General features: G+C 73.8%; 17 protein-coding genes. 8 read left to right on the top strand and 9 right to left on the bottom strand.

Going from position 1 to position 21,618, the window contains the following annotated elements:
• Positions 1-54 precede the first annotated feature (54 nt).
• The gene (locus ACFYNX_RS11780; protein ID WP_388660409.1) at positions 55-966 is read left to right on the top strand and encodes a class I SAM-dependent methyltransferase; all 912 of its coding nucleotides are present in this window, start codon (positions 55-57) and stop codon (positions 964-966) included.
• Positions 967-1,043: 77 nt separating this feature from the next.
• On the opposite strand, the gene ACFYNX_RS11775 is transcribed toward ACFYNX_RS11780, so the two are convergent.
• Positions 1,044-1,937, bottom strand: coding sequence for an NAD-dependent protein deacetylase (locus ACFYNX_RS11775; RefSeq protein ID WP_388660406.1), 894 nt, complete (start codon positions 1,935-1,937; stop codon positions 1,044-1,046).
• 73 nt (positions 1,938-2,010) lie between these two features.
• Positions 2,011-2,514, bottom strand: a complete 504-nt coding sequence (locus ACFYNX_RS11770) for a VOC family protein (protein ID WP_388660403.1) — start codon at positions 2,512-2,514, stop codon at positions 2,011-2,013.
• Between the two features lie 142 nt (positions 2,515-2,656).
• Between ACFYNX_RS11770 and ACFYNX_RS11765 the strand changes: the two genes are divergently transcribed.
• Together ACFYNX_RS11765 and ACFYNX_RS11760 are read left to right on the top strand one after the other, a co-directional pair.
• On the top strand, positions 2,657-4,030 hold the full coding sequence (locus ACFYNX_RS11765) for a cytochrome P450 (protein ID WP_388660400.1): 1,374 nt from the start codon (positions 2,657-2,659) through the stop codon (positions 4,028-4,030).
• Positions 4,031-4,131: 101 nt separating this feature from the next.
• Entirely contained in the window at positions 4,132-4,749 is a 618-nt protein-coding gene (locus ACFYNX_RS11760; protein WP_365547913.1) for an ATP-dependent endonuclease, read from the top strand.
• A gap of 52 nt (positions 4,750-4,801) precedes the next feature.
• Here the strand turns inward: ACFYNX_RS11760 and ACFYNX_RS11755 are convergent, their stop codons facing one another.
• Positions 4,802-6,250 (bottom strand): serine/threonine-protein kinase, encoded by a 1,449-nt coding sequence (locus ACFYNX_RS11755; protein ID WP_388660397.1) that lies wholly within the window; start codon positions 6,248-6,250, stop codon positions 4,802-4,804.
• Between the two features lie 721 nt (positions 6,251-6,971).
• Between ACFYNX_RS11755 and ACFYNX_RS11750 the strand changes: the two genes are divergently transcribed.
• The 4 genes from ACFYNX_RS11750 (at position 6,972) to ACFYNX_RS11735 (ending at position 9,979) form a co-directional block, all read left to right on the top strand.
• The gene (locus ACFYNX_RS11750; protein ID WP_388660393.1) at positions 6,972-8,201 is read left to right on the top strand and encodes a sensor histidine kinase; all 1,230 of its coding nucleotides are present in this window, start codon (positions 6,972-6,974) and stop codon (positions 8,199-8,201) included.
• A 33-nt stretch (positions 8,202-8,234) separates the two neighbouring features.
• Positions 8,235-8,918 (top strand): response regulator, encoded by a 684-nt coding sequence (locus ACFYNX_RS11745; protein WP_388660390.1) that lies wholly within the window; start codon positions 8,235-8,237, stop codon positions 8,916-8,918.
• A gap of 150 nt (positions 8,919-9,068) precedes the next feature.
• Positions 9,069-9,503, top strand: a complete 435-nt coding sequence (locus ACFYNX_RS11740) for a glutaredoxin domain-containing protein (RefSeq protein ID WP_388660387.1) — start codon at positions 9,069-9,071, stop codon at positions 9,501-9,503.
• Between the two features lie 86 nt (positions 9,504-9,589).
• Positions 9,590-9,979: a PRC-barrel domain containing protein gene (locus ACFYNX_RS11735; protein ID WP_125663727.1), complete on the top strand. Its 390-nt coding sequence runs from the start codon at positions 9,590-9,592 to the stop codon at positions 9,977-9,979.
• A 64-nt stretch (positions 9,980-10,043) separates the two neighbouring features.
• Here the strand turns inward: ACFYNX_RS11735 and ACFYNX_RS11730 are convergent, their stop codons facing one another.
• Positions 10,044-10,337 carry a YkvA family protein gene (locus ACFYNX_RS11730; RefSeq protein ID WP_365547928.1) on the bottom strand — a complete coding sequence of 98 codons (294 nt, stop codon included), beginning with the start codon at positions 10,335-10,337 and terminating at the stop codon, positions 10,044-10,046.
• 134 nt (positions 10,338-10,471) lie between these two features.
• Complete coding sequence (locus tag ACFYNX_RS11725; protein ID WP_388660383.1) at positions 10,472-13,570, bottom strand: glycoside hydrolase family 3 N-terminal domain-containing protein; 3,099 nt, start codon at positions 13,568-13,570, stop codon at positions 10,472-10,474.
• Positions 13,571-13,936: 366 nt separating this feature from the next.
• Here ACFYNX_RS11725 and ACFYNX_RS11720 point away from each other — a divergent pair, with 366 nt between their 5' ends.
• The gene (locus ACFYNX_RS11720; protein WP_388660380.1) at positions 13,937-14,461 is read left to right on the top strand and encodes a hypothetical protein; all 525 of its coding nucleotides are present in this window, start codon (positions 13,937-13,939) and stop codon (positions 14,459-14,461) included.
• On the opposite strand, the gene ACFYNX_RS11715 is transcribed toward ACFYNX_RS11720, so the two are convergent.
• From ACFYNX_RS11715 to ACFYNX_RS11700, 4 genes are all read right to left on the bottom strand, one after another.
• Positions 14,400-17,762, bottom strand: coding sequence for a S8 family serine peptidase (locus ACFYNX_RS11715; protein ID WP_388660378.1), 3,363 nt, complete (start codon positions 17,760-17,762; stop codon positions 14,400-14,402). The genes ACFYNX_RS11720 and ACFYNX_RS11715 overlap by 62 nt on opposite strands.
• Before the next feature lie 471 nt (positions 17,763-18,233).
• Entirely contained in the window at positions 18,234-19,265 is a 1,032-nt protein-coding gene (locus tag ACFYNX_RS11710; protein WP_388660376.1) for a DUF5954 family protein, read from the bottom strand.
• Between the two features lie 116 nt (positions 19,266-19,381).
• Complete coding sequence (locus ACFYNX_RS11705; RefSeq protein ID WP_388660373.1) at positions 19,382-20,527, bottom strand: AI-2E family transporter; 1,146 nt, start codon at positions 20,525-20,527, stop codon at positions 19,382-19,384.
• Positions 20,528-20,559: 32 nt separating this feature from the next.
• Complete coding sequence (locus ACFYNX_RS11700) at positions 20,560-21,576, bottom strand: NEW3 domain-containing protein (protein ID WP_388660370.1); 1,017 nt, start codon at positions 21,574-21,576, stop codon at positions 20,560-20,562.
• Between the last annotated feature and the right edge of the window lie 42 nt (positions 21,577-21,618).

Here is a 21,618-nt window from a genome sequence, read left to right as displayed (position 1 = left end):
GCGTAAACGGAATGAAGTCGTGCCGCAGGCGCATGGCCGTCCTAGCGTGGAGCCATGACCCACGCACACCTCCCCTCCCACGCCCATGACGCCTCCCATGCCCACGGTGCCTCCTCCGGCCACTCCCACGACGGCTCCCCCGGCCCCTCCCGCAGGGCGGACGACCAGGCGGAGCTCCTCGACCTGGACGCGGAGGTCCTCGCCGAGCACATCGCCGGCCTCGTCTCCTGGCTGCCCGTCCGGACGCCCCCGCGCGAGATCGTGGACCTGGGCTGCGGCACGGGAGCGGGCACCTTCGCCCTCCTCGACCGCTTCCCCGAAGCCCACGTCACCGCCGTCGACTCCTCGGCCGCGCACCTCCAGCGGTTGAGGGAGAAGGCGTGCGCCAGGGGCGTGGAGGAACGCGTGCGCACCGTGCAGGCCGACCTCGACCCGGCCGACTGGCCCGACCTCGGCACCCCCGACCTGGTGTGGGCCTCGGCCTCCCTGCACCACATGCGCCACCCCGACCGCGCCCTGCGCCAGGTCCACGGCCTCCTCGCCCCGGGCGGGCTGTTCGCGGTGGTCGAACTGGCCGGCTTCCCCCGCTTCCTGCCCGAGGACGCCCCGGAGGAGCGTCCCGGTCTGGAAGAGCGCTGCCACACCGCGAGCGAGCGCTTCCACACCGAGCACGTACCGCACCGCGGCGCCGACTGGGGGCCGATGCTCACCGACGCCGGGTTCGCCCTCGACGGGCAACGCACGCTCACCGTGAACATCGAGGCCTCCCGCGACGACACGGTCGGCGCGTACGCCCTCGGCGGCCTGCGACGCATCCGGCAGGGCGTCGCCGACCTGCTCCCGCCCGAGGACCTCGCCGCGCTCGACCGGCTGCTCGACACCGACGGACCCCACAGCGTCCTGCGGCGCGAGGACCTCGGCGTACGCACCGAGCGGACCGTCTGGGCCGCCCGCCGAGAGGGCTGATCCGCGGTGCGTCCGTCGGCCCGGGGCGCGGAGGGAGACGACCGCGCCCCGGGCCCGCACCCGTACGAGCCGCTCCCTCAGTCCCCGTCGTCGACGGGGATGCCGAGGCGGTCGGCCACGTCGGTGAGGGCCGCACCCAGGGGGAGCGCGACGCGGGTGACGGCGTGCCGGTCGCCCCGTGTCGGATCCCGGTTGACGATCAGTACCGGCTTCCCGGCCTGGGCCGCCTGACGGACGAACCGGAGCCCGGACATCACCGTCAGCGAGGAGCCCAGGACCAGCAGCGAGGTCGCCCCGCGGACCAGCTCGCGGCAGTGCTCGACCCGCGCCGGCGGCACGGCTTCGCCGAAGAACACCACGTCCGGCTTGAGGACGCCGCCGCAGACCGCGCAGGGCACCACGCGGAAGTCCCCGACCTGCTCGTCGGTGAGGTCGGCGTCACCGTCCGGGTTGATCCCGGCCGCCACCGGATCGAAGCCCGGGTTGGCCTCCTCCAGCCGCCGGGCGAGGTCGCGGCGCGGGCTGAAGGCGCCGCACGAGAGGCAGACGACCCGGTCCAGGCCGCCGTGGAGCTCCACGACGTCCTCGCTGCCGGCGGCCTGGTGCAGACCGTCGACGTTCTGGGTGATCACGCCCGAGAGCAGGCCGTGCCGCCCGAAGGCGGCCACGGACCGGTGCCCGGCGTTGGGGCGGGCGCGGCCGAAGGCGCGCCGGCCCAGGTGGCTGCGCGCCCAGTAGCGGCGCCGGGCCGGGGCACTGGCGGTGAAGTCCTGGTAGGTCATCGGCGTGTGCCGGCTCAGGCTTCCGCCCTCGCCCCGGTAGTCGGGGATGCCCGACTCCGTGGAGAGGCCCGCCCCGCTGAGCACCAGCACGCCGCCGGCCCCCAGCGCGTCGGCGACCGGCTCCGGGTCCGTGGTGCCCGGCGGCAGGTCCTCGGCGGGGGTCCAGCTCAGGGTGGGGCGCATGCGCATGCCGCCAGGGTACGGAACGGGCGCCGCCGTCCGCCCCCGCCGCGACGGCGGGGCCCCCTCCGACCCCGGCCGGTCAGACGAGGCAGAACTCGTTCCCCTCCGGGTCCTGGAGGACCACCGCGTAGTAGTCCATGCCGTTCGGTCGGTCCATCGCGTACAGGACGGTCGCGCCGATCGCCGTCAGCCGGGCCACCTCGCCGTCCACCCGCTCGCGGCGCAGCGCGAGCGGGACCCCGCGGCCGCCGCCGACCTTGAGGTCGAGGTGGACGCGGTTCTTGACGGTCTTGGGCTCCGGGACGCGCTGGAACCAGACCCGGGGGCCCGTGCCCTCCGGGTCCACGATGGACTCCGGGAGCTCCCCGGCGTCCCCGCCCAGCTCCTCCTCGGGGACGCCGATGGCCTCCCAGTACGCCCGCCAGGTGGCGTGGCCGGCGGGCGGCGGATCGGGGACGTACCGCAGGGCCTCCAGCCAGAAGGGCACGAGGCGCTGCGGGTCCGCGCAGTCGATGGTCAGTTGCAGGGTCAACTCGGGGCGCTCGGAACGCCCGGGGGGCTCCGGCGGTGCGGTTCGGTCCATGCCGCGAGCTTCCCAGACGCCACTGACAGACGACCGTCTCACGCCAACGGGCCAGATGCGGCCCGCTGCTCGGCCTTCCCTACCAGAGAGTCACTTCCTGGGGGAGAATCACCGGCAGGCGACGATCGAGGGGGAACCGTCCATGGCCACCACCACCGGTACCGAAGCGCCCGAGCTCTCGGGGCTCCCGCTGCTCGGCTCCATGTTCGACCTCAAGAACGACTCCCTGGCGACCTTCCTGCGCGCCCGGCGCGAACACGGGGACGTCGTCCGGATCACCGCGGGACCGCCCGGCGTCCGCGCCACCCTCTACGGCGTCTTCTCCGCCGAGGGCGCCCAGCAGGTCCTCGCCGGGGAGTCGGCCAACTTCCGCAAGGACAACGCCTTCTACCAGGAGCTCCGCGAGTCCTTCGGCAACGGCCTCCTCACCAGCCAGGACGAGGACTACCTCCGGCAGCGCCGGCTCGTCCAGCCCCTCTTCACCCGCCGCCGCGTCGACGGCTACGCCGCGGCCGTCGCCGCCGAGGTCACCACCCTCACCGGCGAGTGGCGGGACGGCGGCGCCGAATCCGTCGACGTCCTCCAGGAGATGGCCCGGCTCGCCCTGCGCGCCGTCGCCCGCATCCTCTTCGGCACGGACGTCGACGCGGCCGTGGAGATCGTGGAGCGCAGCTTCCCCGAACTCGGCGCCTACGTCCTGCGCCGCGGCTTCTCCCCCCTCAACGTCCCCCGCGACTGGCCCACCCCCGGCAACCGCAGGGCCGCCGCCGTCCACCGGGCGCTGTACGAGGTCTGCGACCGCATCATCGCCGAACGCCGGGACTCCGGCCGGGCGTCGGACGGGGGAGACGACCTCCTCACCCTCCTCGTCGGGGCCGAGAGCGCCGAGGACGGCAGCTTCGACGCCACCGAACTGCGCGAACAGGTCCTCGTGTTCCTGCTCGCCGGGCACGAGACCACCGCCACCTCCCTCGGCTTCGCCCTCCACCTGCTCGGCCTCCACCCGGAGGCGCAGAAGCGGGCCCAGGAGGAGGTCGACCGGGTCCTCGCCGGCCGCGTCCCCGGCGCCGCCGACCTCGACGCGCTGCCCTACGTCACCCAGGTGCTCAAGGAGGCCATGCGCCTCTTCCCGGCCGCCCCGGTCATCGGCCGCCGCGCCGTCGCCGCCACCGAGATCGGCGGCGTCGCCGTCCCGGCGGGCGCGGACGTCCTCGTGGCGCCCTGGGTCACCCACCGCCACCCGGACTACTGGGAGGACGCCGAGCGCTTCGACCCCGACCGCTTCACGCCCGAGGCGGAGGCCGCCCGGCCCCGCTACGCCTGGTTCCCCTTCGGCGGCGGCCCGCGCGCCTGCATCGGCCAGCACTTCTCGATGCTGGAGTCGGTGATCGCCCTGGCGATGATCCTCCAGCGGTACGGGTTCGAGGCCGTCGACACCGAGGTGCCCCTCACCTCCGCCATCACCCTCCAGGCGGCGGGGCCGGCCCGCTGCCGTCTGACTCCCCGGGAGGCGTGACCACCGCCGGGCCCTCGCGGCCCGGGGAACGGCGGGTCCGCGAACGGCGGGGCCCGCGATATTAGGTGCCGTACCGGCCGGTGGAGGCGCAGACTCTCCCCATGGCGGACATGAAGGCGCTCCAGGAAGAGATCGGACGCTGGGCGGACGGCGGCCCCGGGACCGCGGCGAGGGAACTGGCCGCGGCCCTGGGGGCGAGGACGGCGGTGCTCCTGGAAGGACCGAGCGACTCCGCGGCCGTCGAGGCCCTGGCCGCACGGCACGGGCGGGACCTCGCCTCGGAGGGCGTGTGCGTGGTCCCGATGGGCGGGGCGATGAACATCGCCCGCTACGCCGCCCTGCTCGGCCCGCCCGGCCTGGGCCTGCGGCTGACGGGACTGTGCGACGAGAACGAGCGGGGCTTCTACGCCCGCGGCCTGGAGCGGGCCGGGGCGCCGGCCGACGGCTTCTTCGTCTGCGTGGCGGACCTGGAGGACGAACTCGTCCGCGCGCTGGGCCCGGGAGCGGTCGAGGAGATCGTCCGGGCGGAGGGCGACCTGCGCGCCTGGCAGACCTTCCTGAACCAGCCCGCCCAGCACGGCCGTCCCCGGGAGCGGCAGTTGAGGCGCTTCCTCGGCACGAAGAAGGGCCGCAAGATCCGCTACGGCCACCTCCTGGCGGAAGCTCTCGACACCGGACGGGTCCCGGGCCCCCTCGACGACCTCCTGACGAGCGTGTGACCGCCGCACACCGACGCGGCGGCGCACCGGACGCACGGGTCCGCGGCGCCCCCTAGGGGTTCCGGATCTCGAAACCGGAGCGGGCCTTCTCCAGCAGGTCCCCGGCGGTCTTCGCCGCGCTCTTCCCGTCGGGCACGTCCACCCCCAGGGTCACGCGTTCCTGCCGGGTGGTGACGACGATGAGGGTCTTGTACAGCCGCCGCGTGACGTCGTCCCCCTCCTGCCGGCTGTAGGTCTCGGTGATGACCGCCGCGTCACGGCCCTGCTGGGTGGTGGACTCGACGGTGGCGACGCCGGGAGCGCCGCCGGCCGGCGGAGAGGCCGACTCGTGCTCCCTCTTCCACCGCTCGGCGATCGCCCGGGGGGTCTCGGTGGCCTTCTCCATCCGGTCCACGAGCAGCCACGTGTCGCCCTTGGGCGTGGTGTAACGGGTGCCTCGGTAGGCCCCGTTCTCCTTGTCCAGCTTGTCCTCGACGGCGATCGCCCAGTCGCTCGGGGCCGCGACGGACAGTCCCATCCGGTACTCGTCGTACCTCTTCCAGCCCTCCGGCGTCCCGTCGCCCGTGAACCGGAGCACCAGGGTGACGACCAGCACCAGGACGACCACGGCGGCGGCCCCGGCACCGTAACGGCCGCGGAGCGGTCGTACCGGCAGCGGGGCGGGCGGCCCGCCCGGCGCGCCGTCCACCACCACGGTGGGTGTGCGCACCGGCGCGGGACGGGCCGGGGGAGCGGCGAGGGCGTGCAGGAGGGGGCGCGCGGCCTGGACGGTGAGGCGGCTCTCGGGCTCCTTCCGCAGCAGGCCGGTGATCAGCGCCGTCATCTCCCGCGAGCGCTGGGGCGGCGGCAGCTCCGCGAGGAGGATCGCCTGGAGGGTGGTGGGGGTGGTCCGGCGGCGGAAGGGCGAGACGCCCTCGACCGCCTGGTAGAGCGTCACCCCGAGGGACCACAGGTCGGACTCCGGGCCCGGCCGCCGCCCCAGGACGCGCTCGGGAGCGAGGTACTCGGGGGAGCCGATGAAGCTCCCGGTCTCGGTGAGCTTCTGCTCGCCCTCGACCTGGGCGATGCCGAAGTCGGTCAGGACGACCCGGTCGTGACGGCAGACCATCACGTTGCCGGGCTTGACGTCCCGGTGCAGCACGCCGGCCTCGTGAGCGGCGTGGAGCGCGCCCAGGACGGCCTGCCCGATCCGCGCGGCCTCCCGGGGCTCCAGGGTGCCCTCGTCGAGGACCTCGGCCAGGGACCTGCCCCGCAGGAGCTCCATCACGATCCACGGCCGGTCGTCCTCGACGACGACGTCGTGGAGGGTGACCACGGAGGGATGGTCGATCCGGGCCGCGGCCCGTGCCTCGCGCCGCATGCGCTCGTGGGCGGTACGGCGCTCGGCGGCGGAGAAGTGCTCCGGGACCCGGGGCTCCTTGACGGCCACGTCACGGTCCACGACCTCGTCCCGGGCCCGCCACACCGTGCCCATGCCGCCCGCGCCCAGGCGTTCGAGCAACCGGTAGCGACCCCCCCAGCAGCCGGCCGGCACCGGCCTCCGAGGGAGACGGCCCACCGGCCGGCCGGGAACCCTCCACCGGCCCTTCGTGCCGTTCCCCCGGACTCGCGGAACCCGCCGGACCCGCGGAATCCCCGGGACGTACGGAACCCCTCGGATCCGCGGAATCCCCGGGCCGTACGGAAGCCCCCGGACTCGCGGAATCCTCTGGGCCCGCGGAACTCCCGGGACGTACGGAATCCGCCCGACCCGCAGAATCTCCCGGGCCCCCGGGATCCGCCGGACGCGGGCCGGCCGTTCCGGTCCGGGGAGGCGGCACCGGCGGCCGCAGCCCGTAGCTGGTGGGCTCGTCCCCGGTTCCCCCGCGCGTCGCCATCTCCCTCTCGCCCTCCCCGTTCCGTGTCCTGCGTGAGGCGGACCCACGAACGCCCCTGGTCTGCGGGGGAGTTCTGGCATCCGCTCACTGTCCTCCGACCGTAGACGCCCGCCGGTGGGCCCACATCCCTTCCTGGAACGATTCGCCCTTCCACCCGGCGCGGTAGGCGCCGGACGCCTGCAACGCACGCGGTACACGCGCCCCGTCACCGGACACCGGGCCCGGAGGGCCCGTGCGGCGCACGACTCGTACCGCACAAGGCCCGTACGCCTCCCGGTCCGTACAACCACCGTGGTATGCCCCTGGGTTGACGCCCGGACGATCACGGGTGGCTAGGCTGCCGCGATGAAGCTCCGTCCTCTCCGCGGCCCCCTCGTCAACGCGCTCATAGGCGTCGCGATGACGGGACTGGCCCTGCTCCTCGGACAGGACGCCACCGCCGAGGACTGGCCGGCCCTCGACCCGTCGGCCTACGCGCTCGTCGTCGTGGTCAACCTGCCCGCCGTGGTCCGGACGCGCTTCCCCGTCGCCGTGTTCGTCCTCGCGCAGAGCGGCTTCGCGGTCTACGCGGCCCTGGGGTACTGGCCCGTGGTCAACTCCCTGGCCACGCTCCTGGCGACCTACACCCTCGCCTCGGAGCGCCCGGCCCGGATCTCGGTGCCCGGCGCGGCGGTCACCGGCCTGACGTGGCTCGGCGCCGGTCTGCTCAAAGAGCTCTACGGCTGGCACGACGGCTCACTGGCCTCGGCCGCGGGCCAGGCGGTGGTCTTCCCCGCCGTCCTCTGGTGGTTCGGCGCCCTCTCGCGCAGGACCACCGGACTCACCCGCGCGCTCGCCCTCGAACAGGAGGAACGGGCCCGGCGGGAGGTCGCGTACGAACGCGGCAGGATCGCCCGGGAACTCCACGACGTGGTCGCCCACCACATGGCCGTGATCTCCGTGCAGTCGGGCCTCGCGCGGTTCGTCTTCGACAGCGATCCGGCCACCGCGCGCGCCGCCCTGGACACCATCGCCGACACGGGCACCGAGGCGCTCGACGAACTCCGCCGCATGCTCACGCTGTTGCGCGAGGGCACCGACCCGCGCGCGCCGGACCGCCCGATGCCCGGTCTGGCCCGCCTCGACGAACTCGCGGCACGGGTCGGGGCCGGAGGGACGCCCGTCGCGCTGACCGTCGAGGGAGTCCCCCGTCCGATCGGCTCCGGCGCCGACCTCTGCGCCTACCGCGTCGTCCAGGAGTCGCTCACCAATGTCCTCAAGCACGCGCCCGGAGCCGCGACCGAGGTCGTCGTCCGCTACGGGCCGCGGTACCTGGAGGTGGCCGTCACCAACGAGGGCGGGCGAACGATTCCGGCCCACTTGCCCACAGGAACCGGCCACGGCTTGATCGGCATGCGGGAGCGGGCCAAGCTGTACGGCGGGCGGATCGACATCGGCCCGCGCGACGACGGCGGCGGTTTCGCCGTGCGACTGACCCTGCCCCTCACGGCACGGGCCGGCGCACTGCCCGCCACCGGCCGTCGCGGTGGCCCCGACCCGGACGACCGGCTCCCGCCGGCGCCCCGGGAGGGCTGAACCCGCCGGCGCGACAGGAGAACCACCCCTCGGATGAGCCAGGTGATCAGGGTCCTGGTCGTCGACGACCAGTTCCTCATCCGCGCGGGCCTGGTCGGGCTCCTGAAGGCCGCCCCGGGCACGGAGGTGGTCGGCGAGGCCGTGGACGGCGAGGAGGCCGTGGCCCTCGCGGGGCAGCTCCGCCCCGACGTCATCCTCATGGACGTCCGCATGCCCGGCGGCAACGGGATCGACGCCACCGCCCGCATCCTCGCCGAGGCGCCCGACCCGGCGCCCCGCGTCCTGATCCTCACCACCTTCGACCTCGACGAGTACGTGTACGGGGCGCTGCGCGTCGGCGCCTCCGGCTTCCTGCTCAAGGACTCCGGCCCCGAACGGCTCCTGGCGGCCGTGACCGCCGTGGCGGGCGGCGACCACCTCTTCGCCCCGAGCGTCACCAGGCGCCTCGTCGAGGCGTTCGCCCACCGCGCCGCCCCCGCCGAGGAGCCCGTACGGGCCGGGGCCCCCGAACTCGACGCGCTGACCGGCCGGGAGCGCGAGGTGCTCCAACTGACCGGCAAGGGCCTGTCGAACGGACAGATCGCCGGGGAACTCCACATCAGCGAGGCCACCGTCAAGACCCACCTCAACCGCGCCATGGGGAAGCTCGGCCTGGCCAGCCGCGCGCAGGCGGTCGTCGTCGCCTACGAGAGCGGCCTCGTCGTCCCGGGCCTCTGACCCCAAGCGATCGGACGTGATCCGGAGCGGTCCGGTACGACCACCGCCCGGCACCCGGGGGAGGAGAGGCGCCGTCGACGAACGCCGACGGCGAACCGCCGCCGACACCGCCGGTGCTCCGCCGAAGGCCCTTCGGTACCCTGCGTCCCCATGACGCGCGCCTGGACCCTCCCGATGTCGTTCCTGCTCTGCGGCTCCGTCGTCGCCGGCCTGATCCTCCGCGAGAACCCCGAGGGAGGGGTGGCGACCCTGCTGCTGTTCGTGCTCCTCGCGGGCGCGCACTCGCCCCTGGTCTTCCCCCGGTCGATCGGCGCGGAGGAGGCGCGCCGCCGCAGCGCGCTCGACGGGCGGCCGGTCGTCTTCTGGCGGCCGGGCTGCAAGTACTGCCTGCGCCTGCGCGCCCGGCTGGGCCGCGACGCCCACCGGCTGCACTGGGTCGACATCTGGCGCGACCCCGCCGGCGCGGCCACGGTGAGGGCCGTCAACGACGGCGACGAGACCGTCCCGACCGTCTTCGTCGCGGGCCGGCCGCACGTCAACCCCGAGCCCGCGTGGGTGCGGTCGCAGCTCCCCCCTCCCGAGTGACCCGGCGGTCGCACGGGTGTGAGGTCCGGTCCTCGGGGCAGGCGGTCCCCCTCAGGAGACGTCCGAGAACGGAGGAGTGAGCGGTTATGGCGGAGAACGTGTGGAGCTACGGGCAGGCGTTCGGTCATCTGGTGGGCACGGACCTGACCGGCTGGCGGGTCGAGGCGTCCGACGGGCACATCGGCAAGGTCGACAAGCACTCCGACGAGGTCGACGACTCCTACCTGGTCGTCGACACCGGGGTGTGGATCTTCGGCAAGGAGGTGCTGATCCCGGCGAGCGCGGTCACCCGGATCGACCTGGAGGGGCAGGAGGTGCACCTCGACCTGACCAAGGAGCAGATCAAGGACGCGCCGGAGTTCCACTCCGACAAGCACCTCGCCGACCGGCAGTACCGGGAGGAGATCGCCGTGTACTACCGGACGGGCGGACCGTTCGGAGGCGGGCCGCTCGGGGGCGGTCCGGCCCCCGTCTGACCCCGGCCGGACACCACGGGGCGGTCCCCGCAGCCGTCGGCTGCGGGGACCGCCCCGTTCCGTGTCAGCCCTTCAGTTCCCCGCGGTCCGCCCCGCTCCTGGCCGCCGCCGAGTGCAGGGCGCGCAGGGCCAGCAGGAGGACGCCGACGTCGTCCAGGTAGACCGGGTCCGGAATGAGGTCGACCGGCGACACCGTGTACACCACGGCCGCCCAGAAGAGGGCCTTGGACTGCAACGGGACGCCGGCGTCGAGCAGCAGCCTGCGGGCCCGGAAGACGCGCACGAGCAGGACGGCCGCGTATCCCGCCACCACGAGCGCGAGGACGACGGCCACCACGATCCAGAAAGAGCTGTCCATGCCGTCCTTCTACCCCGGTTTCCCCGAACCGCCCCCGTCGCCCCGATCGCCGGTACCCCCGCCGGCACCCCCGTCGGCGGAAGGAGGGGCCCTCCCCGTACGGCGGGAAGGGCCCCTCGCGCGCACACCGCGCGTCAGGCCGCCCGGTACGCCGTCGTCAGCCGTGCGACCGCGCCCGTCAGGTCGCCCGAGAGCAGCAGCCGGTCCGCCTCCGCGAACGGCTTGGCCGTCGCCGGGGTGACGTTCTGGCCGATCCTCTTCTGGACGACGTCCCGCGCCCGGGACAGCAGCTCCCGGCCCTCCGGAGACGTTCCGCGCCCGGCCGCCTGGAGCGCCTTGGCCGCGACCCCGATCGCCTTGAGCGTCAGCTCGCCCCCGGCCTGCGGGACCGGCCGGGTCGTCAGCCCCCAGCCGAACGGGAACTGCGGGTCGTACGAGGCGTCACCGACGTTGATCGGCAGGTGCGCCTCGGACTTCGGCCAGGTGACCGGGAGCTGGCCGGTGAACGGCCGCGTCCCGTACAGCACGTCCGCCACGCCGTCGCCCTCGGTGCCGGGCAGCCAGGACGCCACCAGGGCGTCGATCGCCCCGAGCCGGTCCCCGATCAACTGCGGCCGCCCGGAGACCACCAGGACCGCGCACGGCATCGCCGCGCAGACCTTGTCCACCGCCGCCTTGTCCGCCGCCGTCAGCTCCAGGTCGTGACCGTTGCCCACGTCGCCGATGCCCTCGGCGTACGGCGTCTCGCCGACCACCACGACCCCGACGTCGTATCCCCCGGTCGCGGCCGAGGCGTCCTTCGAGTAGTCGATCGCCGCGTCCGGGGCCGCCTTGCGCATGCCTTCGAGGATCGTCGTGCCGGTCGTGTTCCGGCCGGACGAACCCTGCCAACTGATGGTCCAGCCACCGGCCTGGTTGCCCAGGTCGTCGGCGTTGGAGCCGGCGACGTACACCTTCTGCGACTTCTTCAGCGGCAGGACGCCGCCGTCGTTCTTCAGCAGCACCTGGGACTTGGCGACCGCCTCCCGCGCCACGGCGCGGTGCGCGGCCGAGCCGACCGAGGAGAGGTGGGTGGTGTCGGCGTACGGCTTCTCGAACAGGCCGAGCCGGAACTTCTGGGTCAGGATCCGCGCGACCGCGTCGTCCACGCGCGCCCGGGAGACCCGCCCGGCCGTGACCTCCTCCGTCAGGATCCGGGTGAAGTCCTGGTAGTTGGTCGGCACCATGATCATGTCGAGCCCGGCGTTGACCGAGGTCCGCACGTCGCTCGCGTAGTCGCCGGGGATCTGGTCGATCGCCTGCCAGTCGCTGATCACGAACCCCTCGAAGCCCATCCGCCCCTTGAGGACGCCGTTGATCATCTCGGCGTTGGCGTGCATCTTCACCGGGCCCTCGTCGTCCCCGATGACGTCGAGCGAGGAGTACGAGGGCATCACCGTGCCCGCCCCGCGCCTGACCGCCTCGGCGAACGGCGCCAGGTGCACCGCCTCCAGCTCCTGCCGGGTCACCCTGGTGACGCCCTGGTCGATCGTGTACGAACCCGTCGTGGACGACCCGAACTCCGTACCGCCGTCGCCGACGAAGTGCTTGGCGCTGGTGAGCACCTTGTCGTTGCGGTCCAGGTCCGCGCCGCTGCTCGCGCCCTGCATGCCGTCGATGACCGTCTCCATGGCCTTCACCAGGGCCGGGTCCTCGCCGAACGCCTCGTACGAACGACCCCAGCGCTCGTCCCGGGTGACGCACAGGCAGGGGGCGAAGTCCCACGGGATGCCGGTGGCCCGGACCTCCTTGGCGGTGACCGCCCCGGTCCGCTCGGCGACCTTCGGGTCGCGCCCGGCGCCGATGCCGATGTTGTGCGGCATGATCGTCGCGCCGATGACGTTGTTGTGCCCGTGCACCGCGTCCACGCCGTAGATCAGCGGGATCTGGAAGCGGGTGGCCCGCGCCCTGAGCTGGTAGGCGTCGATCATCCTCGCCCACGCCTCGGGCGTGTTGGGCGTCGGCACCGAGCCGCCGCCGGAGAGCAGTGACCCGAGCCGGTAGGAGGCGATGTCGCCCTGTGACCGCAGCGCGTTGCGCTCGGCCTGGGTCATCTGCCCGACCTTCTCCTCCAGGGTCATCCGCCCGAGGAGGTCCGCGACCCGCTTCTTCACCGGCAGCCGCTTGTCGAGGTACGGGAGGCCGTGGGCGTCCACGACGACCTGCGGCGTCTCGGCGGGCGCCTTGGCGCCGGTCACGTCCAGGGCGAGCGGGATCGTCTCGGCCTCCTCGGCCGCACCGTCCTTCCTCGTCGCCACGGTGACGGTCTGCGAGGTGCCGGACGGGGTGCCGGCCGGGAAGGTCAGGGTCCCGCTGACCGGCGCGTAGTCCTTCCCGGCCTCGGCGGTCCCCTTCCCGGTGGTGTACGTGACGGTGACGGGCTCGCCGATGGGGCCCGAACCGGTGGTGGCCACCGACACCTTCACCCGCGCGCTGCCGCCCTCGGCCACCGGGTACACGGCGGCGTCGGTGATCACCTCGGTGTTCAGCGCGGGCTCCGCCTTGCCGTACAGCTCCGCCCCGTCCAGGGCGAACGAGCCGGGGGAGCCGGGCGGCAGGGTCAGGGCGTAGCCCCACATCTCGTTGAGCCCGAGGATCTGGTCGATGCCGCCGACGGGCTGGTAGTCGGCCCGGTACCGGAACTCGGAGAACGGGATCTCGACGAGGTGCCAGCCCTCCCAGTCGTCGGTGAAGGACGTGGTCCACAGCTCGGACGCCTCGCCGTTGGCGCCGCCGTCCTTGAGCTCGAAGTTGATCCGCTTGCCCGAACCGGGCGGCAGGGGCGCGGTGTTCTGGCCGTACCACCAGAAGCGTATGCCCTTGAAGGCGGTCCAGTCGTGGGCCGGCCGGTCGAAGGCGAAGTCGTGGGTGAAGCCGCCCCAGCCGCTGATGTCGAACGTGCCCTCCAGGACCTTGGAGCCCTCGGGCGCGTCGGCGCGCTCGGCGAGCCGCAGCGCCGGGTGGTCGTCGGCGTCGCTGCCCCAGGTGAAGATGCCCTCCGCCGGAGGGTTGCCGAAGGGGACCTCGCCCTCGAACCGGTCGACGGCCACCGGTGCGGGCTCGTCGGCGGCGGCCGCGCTCGGCAGCGCCCCGGCGAGCAGCCCGCCGAGCACGGCGACGGCGGCGACCACCGCCGTCGCGGTTCTGCCCCGGACGCGGTTCCCGAGGCGGCTCTGGTGTCTGGTGCGTGGCATTGCGGCTCCTTCGGTACGGGCGGTGCGGGTGGGACCCTTCGATCACTTCACGAACGCGGCTCGCGACCGGGGGACTCCGCGTCGAGGAACGACATCGCTGCCGGGACCGCTTTGGGAGCGCTCTCAGCGCGGTGCGGGCGAGTCAACCGTCAGCCCGTCGCGTCGTCAAGAGTCAACGCGGACAACGACTGAAACCTGCGCGGCTCCCCTCGCGAGACCTCGGCGAGGCCCCTGTGTGTTCAACCCCTGAACGCGCGAGGTTCTTCGACGGGCCGCCCCTTCGGAGGAGAAGCCCGGTACGGCCCGGACACGCTCACGGCAGGGCGCCGGTTAGGGTGCTGGTCCGACCGCGAAGGGGAGGGACCCGTGGAACAGACCTCGTTCGTCCGGTTCCAAGGAGTGGTGAGGCATCCGCGGGGACACTTCCCCGGCGTCTTCGTGCTCGCCAACGAGCTGGCGGCACAAGGCAGGCTGACCGACGAGCAGTACCGGTTCTGGAGGGCCGGCAACGACTGGTACGACGCCAACTACCCCAATCCGACCCACGTGGACCCCGCCGTGTACGACCCCCGGCTGCATCCGGGTGCCGTCGCCTGGTTCAAGGCGTCCGCCCGGCACCTCATCGAGCGCGTGGACGGTTACCTGGAACTCCTCGCCGCCCACGGCGTCGAGTGCCACCGCCTGGAGTCCCCGAACCCCGGCAGGGTCCTCTACGAGGACGCGTACCAGGTCGTGGTGGCGGCGGAGGAGCCGGGCGCGGACGCACTCCGGCCCGGTGCCGCCCGAGGCGGTGACACCGGGCCGGGACGGAACGGTCAGGCGGCCGGCGTCACTTGCCGTACCACGCGTTGTGGATCGTCAGGGTCGACGTGTTGCCCTGCTTGTCCGTGACCTCGGCGGAGAGGGCGATGCCGCCGCCCTTCGCCGGACTCTTCACGGAGATCCGGCCGCCCCGGACCTCCACGGACTTCCAGGACTTCCCGTCGTCGTGACTCACCGACACGGCGAGCGCCTTGAGGTTCCCGCCGGCCGCCGCGCCCTGCACGGTCACCGGCACCAGGACGGGAACGCCCGCGGGGAGGCGCGAGGCGAGATCGACGGGGGGCGCGAAGCGGACCGTCGACACCGGCAGGGCGGTGGTGGCCGCGACCTGCTTCGAGCGGAACGTGAAGCCGGCGTCGACCCGGGTGGAGGCCGCGGCGACGTCCGCCGGGCGTTCCACGGAGGCCGTCAGCCGGTACTCGGCGTCGGCGGCGTCGACGGTGAAGGGCCGCGAGCCGCTCAGCGGGTCGTCGTTCCGGCCGACCTCGACGCCGTCGCGGTACAGCGTCGACGTGGCCGAGGTGTAGCGCGTGCTTCCCGCGTGGCCCTCGCCGTCGGCGAGCAGCGGCAGGGCGCCGACGAGCCGCTGCTCGCCCGTGTCCGGGTCGGGGGCGGTGCGGAAGACGCCCATGCCCTCGCCCAGGAGGGGGCCGAAGACCCCGGTGTTGAACGTCTCCCGGTACGTCCCGCCGGCCTCGTAGCGCTTCGGCCGGACCATCTCGTAGGCCCCCTCGAAGGCCGGGTGACCCCACTCGTCCGGCTCGCCGGTCTGGTTGAACCGGGTGAGCCACGTGACCCCGTCGCCGGTGGAGACGTGGAAGGTGCGCGTGCCCGGCGTCGGCTGCGGCGCGGAGAACCCGTTGCCCTCCGGTGCGCCGGGAAGGTGGGCGTACGGGGAGGCGAGGGCGGACTTCCCCGGAGCGGAGGCGCCGAGGCCGACCTTCAGCGTGGCCAGCTCGCCCGCCCGCACGTGCTTGGTGTACCCGGTCGCGACCCTGCTCACCTTGCCGCCGAAGGCCACCGCGTACTGGCTCGTGGCGTCCTCGAGGAAGTGCGCGTCCCAGGTCTGCAGGAGCGAGCCGTCGGTGACGGCCGGGCCCGCGTGGGCGGTGCGGAAGCCGGTGAAGCCCCTGAGGACCCAGCCGCTGCCGACCCGGCCGATGTCGGTGGCGCGCTCGTAGTACGTCCCCGCGTAATCCGCCCCGTCGATGCCCGGCACGGTGAGGGTCACCGGCTTCGTGGTGCGCGCGTCGGCGACGACCGTGGTGTCGCCGGTGACGTCCAGCTTCGGCCGGGCGATCCAGTCGGTGCCCTTGCCGAAGTCCGAAGGGTCCTGGTAGACGGCCGTGTTGAAGGTGTACGAGCCCTTGGGCACCCGGATCGTGTGGGCGCCCGGCTCGTCGGTGACGAAGGCCTGGAAGCCCGCGGCGGGGCCGCCGACGCCGAGCAGGGTGCTGGAGAAGTTCCGCGCGTCGGCGCCGTCGCGGCCGACGGCCCGGAACGTGAGGTCGTAGGACTCCGCCTCCCGTACGGCCACCGCGGCCGTACGGACGGACTGCCCCGCGCCGGTGGCGGTGACGTAGCCCGAGAAGGCGCCGTCGACGTCACCGATCCTGGTGTCGGCGACGAGGTCCACCCCGGCCGTGCCGCCTGCGGGCACGGTCAGTCGCGGGGAGCCGAGCGCGAAGAACCCGGCCGGGGCCGGCTTGCCCGCCGGGTCCAGGCCGGACACCGACAGGTCGAGGGTGACGTCGTCGGCCCCGAGGTTGCGGTAGACGACCTTCCCGGTGAGGGGCCGGTCGTCGGCGTGGGGCCACCGCGCCGTGCCGAGGTTCAGCGAGACCGGTTCGGCGATCACGCTCTGGGACAGCGCCCGGTCGACCCGGACGCGGCCCGAGCCCTGCTGGAAGGCCGTGTGGCCGCCGCCCTCGGCGGACGCGACCAGCGCGCCCTTGAGCTCGGCGGACTTCCAGTCCGGGTGCCGCTGCTTCAGGATCGCGGCCGCGCCCGCGACGTGCGGGGTCGCCATGGAGGTGCCGTCGATCTGGAGATACCCCGGAGCGGGGTGCGGGGTGCCGGGGCGGGTGTCGAGGGCGCTGCCGGGGGCGGCGGCAGCGGTGATGGCGACGCCGGGCGCGGTCACGTCCGGCTTGACCGCGCCGTCGCCGACGCGCGGCCCGGTGCCGGAGAAGGGCGCGAGCCGGTCGTCCCGGTCGACCGCGCCGACGGTCAGCGCGGCGTCCGCGCTGCCCGGCGAGCCCACCGTCGACCCGCCGCTCTCGCCCTCGTTGCCCGCCGCGACGGCGAACAGGACGCCCTTCTCGGCGGACAGCCTGTCGATCGTCGCCTCCAGCGGGTCGACGCCGGGGCTGTCGGTGCCGCCGAGGCTGAGGTTGATCACGTCCGCGCCCTCGGCGGCGGCCCACTCCATGCCGGCGACGACGGCGGAGTCGTCCCCGTAGCCCTCGTCGTCGAGGACCTTCCCGCTGATCAGCTCGGCGCCGGGGGCGACGCCCTTGTACCGGCCGCCGGACTTGGCACCGGTGCCGGCGGCGATCGACGCGACGTGCGTGCCGTGCCCGACGCGGTCCACGGCGTCGGGGGAGGCGGAGAAGTTCTTCTCGCCCACCACCCGCGTCCTCAGGTCTTCGTGGGTCTTGTCGACGCCGGTGTCGAGGACCGCGATCCTCACGCCCGTACCGTCGTAACCGGACTCCCAGGCCCGGTCGGCGCCGATCTGCCGGACGCTGCGGTCCAGGCTCGCGCCGCGCACCCCGTCCAGCCACACCCTGCCGATGCCGGAGGCGGTGGCGCGCACGCCGTCCTTCCGCCGGTCGGTCAGCGCCTCCCACACCTCGGCCAGGTCGTCCCGCGAGGCGCGGACCGCGTCGGCGCCGAGGGTCGGGAACGTGCGCCGCAGCCGGGTCTCGCCGGCCGTGCGCACCCCGGCCCGTGCGGCGGCGGTGGCGCCCCCTTCGTACTGCACGATCAGCTTGAGCCCGTCGCGGTGGCTCTCGCGCAGCCTCGGGTCGGTGAGCACGTCGAGGTCGAAGAGCCGCTCGTCCAGCCTGCCCGTGGCGATCAGGCGCTGCGCGTCGGCGGGCACCACCAGGGTGTGGTCCCCGGTGCGCCGTATCTCCACGGGTATGTGTGCGCGGCCCTCGGCGGACTCGAAGCCCACCATCCGGCCGGTGTCGTCCACCACCACGCGGTCGCCGGTGACGAGCGGGATCCGCTGGTCGCCGCCGACGCGGGTGACGTCCGGTGCGGCCGTCGCATGTCCGGCGATCGCCGTCGCGGGGCCGGTCGTGCCTGTCGTCAGGGCCAGCGAAGCGGCCGCCGCGACGGTGAAGGCGCCTGCTCTCTTCACATGTGCGCGCAAGTCTCCCCCAGGGGGTTCGGGATGGGGTGGATCGATCGTTTCCGGTCGGGGCGCGAGGGCGCCCGCCGCCGGCCAGCGCAGTATGTGAGGTGGAAAAGGCGTGATCAACGCCGGTGCGGGGGAGGGGAGTCGAACCGTACGGGTTCAGGCCGTCCTGAGGTCGGCGCGTTCGATGGGACGACGACGGCGGTGTGACGGCTCCGTGACGGCCGGGCGATGCTTGTACGACACCGGCGGCGCACCGGCACCCCGGATCGCGCTCCGTCGCAGCTCCCACGGGCTTTTCGCGGAGCGGCGCCCCCGCGGACGGAGGGCGCCGCTCCGATTGGCCGTATCCGTGCCCGGCGGGAACGGCTCCCCGTCCGGGCACGGGAACGCGGCCCGTACGTCACCGGCCGGGGGTGCCACGCGCGGTCCGGGCGTCACCGGCCGGGGGCGCCACGGCCGCGGGACTCGTCCCTACGCCTCCTCGTCCTCCTCGTAGTGCAGCGTGCCGTCCTCGTCCATGCGCGGGTGCATCTTCGTCGGCCCGTACTCGTCGATGTCCGAGGGGCGCGGCCCCTCGGGACCGTCGGGGCCGAAGCGGACCATCCGCTCCACGCGGCAGATCCGGAACTCCCGGCCCTCCACCCGTACCTCGTCGGCGCGCTCGGCGGCCCGGAACAGCTCACCGGCCCGCCGGTACCGCTCCCGCTTCTCGTCGTCCCACTGGTACAACAGGGCCCACAGGTCGGTGAGGTCGTCGTACAGGTCCCGCCGCGCCTCGTGCGGGGTCGGCGCCAGGGAGCCGACCGGCTGCCAGAGGCCGCCGGAGCGCTCCACGATGCCGAAGCCGACGGGCAGCATGGCGATGTCCGGATGGGTGGTGACCGCCTCGCGGGAGTCGGCCCGGACGGCGGCGGGGTAGCGCTTCCCGACGTAGTGGAACTCCCGCAGCCCGATCCGCAGGGCCTCGGCCATGAGCCCGCGCACCTTCTCCGGATCGAGGACGGTGCCGGTGTCGAGGCAGCGGCGGGCGCCGCGCTGCCGCTCCCAGACCCGGAAGACCGGCTCCGGATCGGTGGGGCGCGGCGGTTCGAGGCCGTCGTCGCCCGTGCGCGCGACCTCGTCGCCCCGCACGATCCGGTAGGTCGTGCCCAGCACGACGAGTTCGTCGACCGGCTCCCGTTCGAGGACGCGGACGGCCGCGAGGAGTTCGCGCCGCACCTCTGGGTCGTCGGTGTCGTCCTTGGCCCAGAAGAAGAACTTCGACTGCAGGCCGTCCCGGCTCTGCTGCGGCATCCCGTCCTGCAACGGCATCACCACCCGCCACGGGGCGTCCGCCCCCGCCTCCCGTGCCGCCACCCCGAACAGCGCGCCGCGCACGGCGAGCCGCGGATACCGTACGGAGGCCTCGACGGCGTCGGCCTCGGTCACCCAGGCGACGGGATCACCCTCCCGCACCATCCCCGCGCGTACGTCGTCGAGTCGTCGCTTCCAGTGTTCGTCCATGCGCGCATTGTGGCGCCGGACCCGGCGGGCGGTCCGGTGATCCGTCCATCACCTCAACTTACGGGTGACGACGGGGAACGTTTCGAGACACCGCCGGCCCGGGTCCGGAGCGCGTCCTACGACGGCACGGCGGCGGTGGCGCGCGGGCCGTCCAGGTCCGGACCGTCGGCGTCCGGACCGTCGGCGTCCGGTTCCCGCGGGGGAGCGGCGAGCTGTTCGCGCAGGTAGTTCCAGACCACCGCGACCAGCGCGGCCGCGGGCACCGCGAGGAGGCTGCCCACGATGCCGGCCAGGCTGCCGCCCAGCGTCACCGCGAGGAGCACGACCGCCGCGTGCAGACCGAGGCCGCGGCTCTGGATCATGGGCTGGAACACGTTGCCCTCCAACTGCTGCACCACGACGATGATCGCGAGCACGAGCAGCGCGTCCGTCAGACCGTTCGACACCAGCGCGATGAGCACCGCGACAAGACCCGCGAACAGGGCTCCCACGATCGGCACGAACGCGGAGACGAAGGTCAGCACGGCCAGGGGGAGCACCAGGGGCACGTCGAGGAACCACAGGCCCAGGCCGATGAACACGGCGTCGAGCAGACCGACGAACGCCTGCGAACGTACGAACGCCCCCAGCGTCTCCCAGCCGCGCTCGGCCACGACGGGGACGTCGGTGGCGAGGCGGCCGGGGAGCTGGCGGGTGAGCCACGGCAGGAAGCGCGGGCCGTCCTTGAGGAAGAAGAACATCAGGAAGAGCGCCAAGACGGCCGTGACGAGACCGTTGAACACGGTGCTCACGCCCGTGACGACGGTGGTGACCATGCTGCCGACGCTGTCCTGGACCCGTGCGACCGCGGCGTCGAAGGCGCCGGAGATCTGGTCGTCGCCGATGTTCAGCGGCGGCCCGGCGGCCCACTCGCGCAGCCTCTGGATCCCCTCGACCACGCCGTCGGCCAGTTCGCCGGACTGGGACGCGACCGGCACCGCGATCAGCGCCACGATGCCCGCGACGACCACGAGGAAGAGGACGGTGACCACGGTCGCGGCCAGGGCGGGCGCCCACCCGCGCCTCCGCAGGAAGCGGGCGAGGGGCCAGGTCATGGTGGTGAGGAACAGGGCCACTATGAGCGGCCAGACGACCGACCACATGCGGCCCAGGATCCACAGGGCCACCGCCGCCATCAGCAGGACCAGCAGCGACTCGGCGGAGACGCGTGCTGCCGTGCGCAGCGCGGCGGCGGTTTTCGATGAACTCAGCATGGCAGGCATGGGATCACCCTAATGAACGGCCGCGGCGCCCCTCACCGCCCGATGGCCAGGTCGAAGAGGTGGATGGTGCCGTTGCCCGGCAGCACCACGAACTCCACCCGCTTGGTCGGGTCGAGGGGGATCGAGTGGGCGAAGACGCGGTACGCGATGCCGGCGTTGCCGTATCCGCCGGGACGGTTGCGCCCGTCGCTCGACGCCACCAGGGTCGCCCCGTGGGCGTTCGCCGGATCGAACGACCAGTTCGGGAACCCGAACGAGCCGGTGCCGCTCGTTCCGTCCGTGTAGTACACGGTCGCGGTGCCCGACGCCCCGCTCGTGACGCCCGAGCCGAGGAAGACGAGCCGGGAGCCCGTACCGCTCAGGGCGACGGCCTGGCCCGCGGCGGAGACGTTGTTCCTGGACCCGCTCGGCACGTCCGGCCAGCGCAGCTCGGCGCCCAGGACGTCGACGGTCCCGCCGGGGCGCAGTCCGGCGTCGGCGAGCTTCTGCGCGGAGAAGCTGTTGCCCTCGCCGTCGTAGTTCCCGGGCCCCGTGTCGCTCTCGTCGGTCACCCCCACGTTGTTGTACGCGGCGGCCAGGTTCGCCAGGGGAGTGCCGCTGTGCTGCGTCCTGGTCCCGGTGGCGGACCCGGCTCCGTCGCCGCCCCGGTAGGTCGCGGTCGCGGTGAACGTACGGACGGTGAAGCCGGGGCGCCGCTCCGGCACCCGGATCCGGAAGGTGGCCTCGGCGGAGGCGCCCGTGGCCAGGGAGCCGTCCACCGGGACGGCCGAGGGCTGCACGTCCCAGCCGGCCGGCCCCGCGAAGGACACCTTCAGCGAGCGCATCCGCTCCGGTCCCGGGTTCGTGACGGTCACCCTCACCGTCGAGACGGCCGGCCCGTCCAGGTCGACGGGGGAGATCGTCACGGCGGTGGCCGCGGCGCTCGCCGTCGCCGGGGCCGAGGCCGGGATCGTCGTGGGGGCGGCGGTCGCGTCCGCGAGGGGGAGGAGCGCGAGCGCGCCCGCCACGACGAGGGTCCCGAGCGATCCGATCGGTCCTGCTGGTCTCACGTACTGCTCCTTCGCGGCGGAGGTGGAGGCGGGGGTGGAGGC

This window comes from Streptomyces sp. NPDC007872, from assembly GCF_042868165.1.
In the GTDB taxonomy this organism is placed as follows: domain Bacteria; phylum Actinomycetota; class Actinomycetes; order Streptomycetales; family Streptomycetaceae; genus Streptomyces.
Note: the sequence above shows the minus strand (reverse complement) of the source record. Positions and strands in the feature narration are given on the sequence as shown.

Coding starts and splice junctions, on each gene's coding strand:
- ACFYNX_RS11760 (WP_365547913.1), top strand. CDS start 4,132: ATGGCGGACATGAAGGCGCTCCAGGAAGAGATCGGACGCTGGGCGGAC.
- ACFYNX_RS11730 (WP_365547928.1), bottom strand. CDS start 10,337: ATGGACAGCTCTTTCTGGATCGTGGTGGCCGTCGTCCTCGCGCTCGTG.
- ACFYNX_RS11770 (WP_388660403.1), bottom strand. CDS start 2,514: ATGGACCGAACCGCACCGCCGGAGCCCCCCGGGCGTTCCGAGCGCCCC.
- ACFYNX_RS11780 (WP_388660409.1), top strand. CDS start 55: ATGACCCACGCACACCTCCCCTCCCACGCCCATGACGCCTCCCATGCC.
- ACFYNX_RS11705 (WP_388660373.1), bottom strand. CDS start 20,527: ATGCCTGCCATGCTGAGTTCATCGAAAACCGCCGCCGCGCTGCGCACG.
- ACFYNX_RS11710 (WP_388660376.1), bottom strand. CDS start 19,265: ATGGACGAACACTGGAAGCGACGACTCGACGACGTACGCGCGGGGATG.
- ACFYNX_RS11735 (WP_125663727.1), top strand. CDS start 9,590: ATGGCGGAGAACGTGTGGAGCTACGGGCAGGCGTTCGGTCATCTGGTG.
- ACFYNX_RS11725 (WP_388660383.1), bottom strand. CDS start 13,570: ATGCCACGCACCAGACACCAGAGCCGCCTCGGGAACCGCGTCCGGGGC.
- ACFYNX_RS11750 (WP_388660393.1), top strand. CDS start 6,972: ATGAAGCTCCGTCCTCTCCGCGGCCCCCTCGTCAACGCGCTCATAGGC.
- ACFYNX_RS11745 (WP_388660390.1), top strand. CDS start 8,235: ATGAGCCAGGTGATCAGGGTCCTGGTCGTCGACGACCAGTTCCTCATC.
- ACFYNX_RS11765 (WP_388660400.1), top strand. CDS start 2,657: ATGGCCACCACCACCGGTACCGAAGCGCCCGAGCTCTCGGGGCTCCCG.
- ACFYNX_RS11775 (WP_388660406.1), bottom strand. CDS start 1,937: ATGCGCATGCGCCCCACCCTGAGCTGGACCCCCGCCGAGGACCTGCCG.
- ACFYNX_RS11740 (WP_388660387.1), top strand. CDS start 9,069: ATGACGCGCGCCTGGACCCTCCCGATGTCGTTCCTGCTCTGCGGCTCC.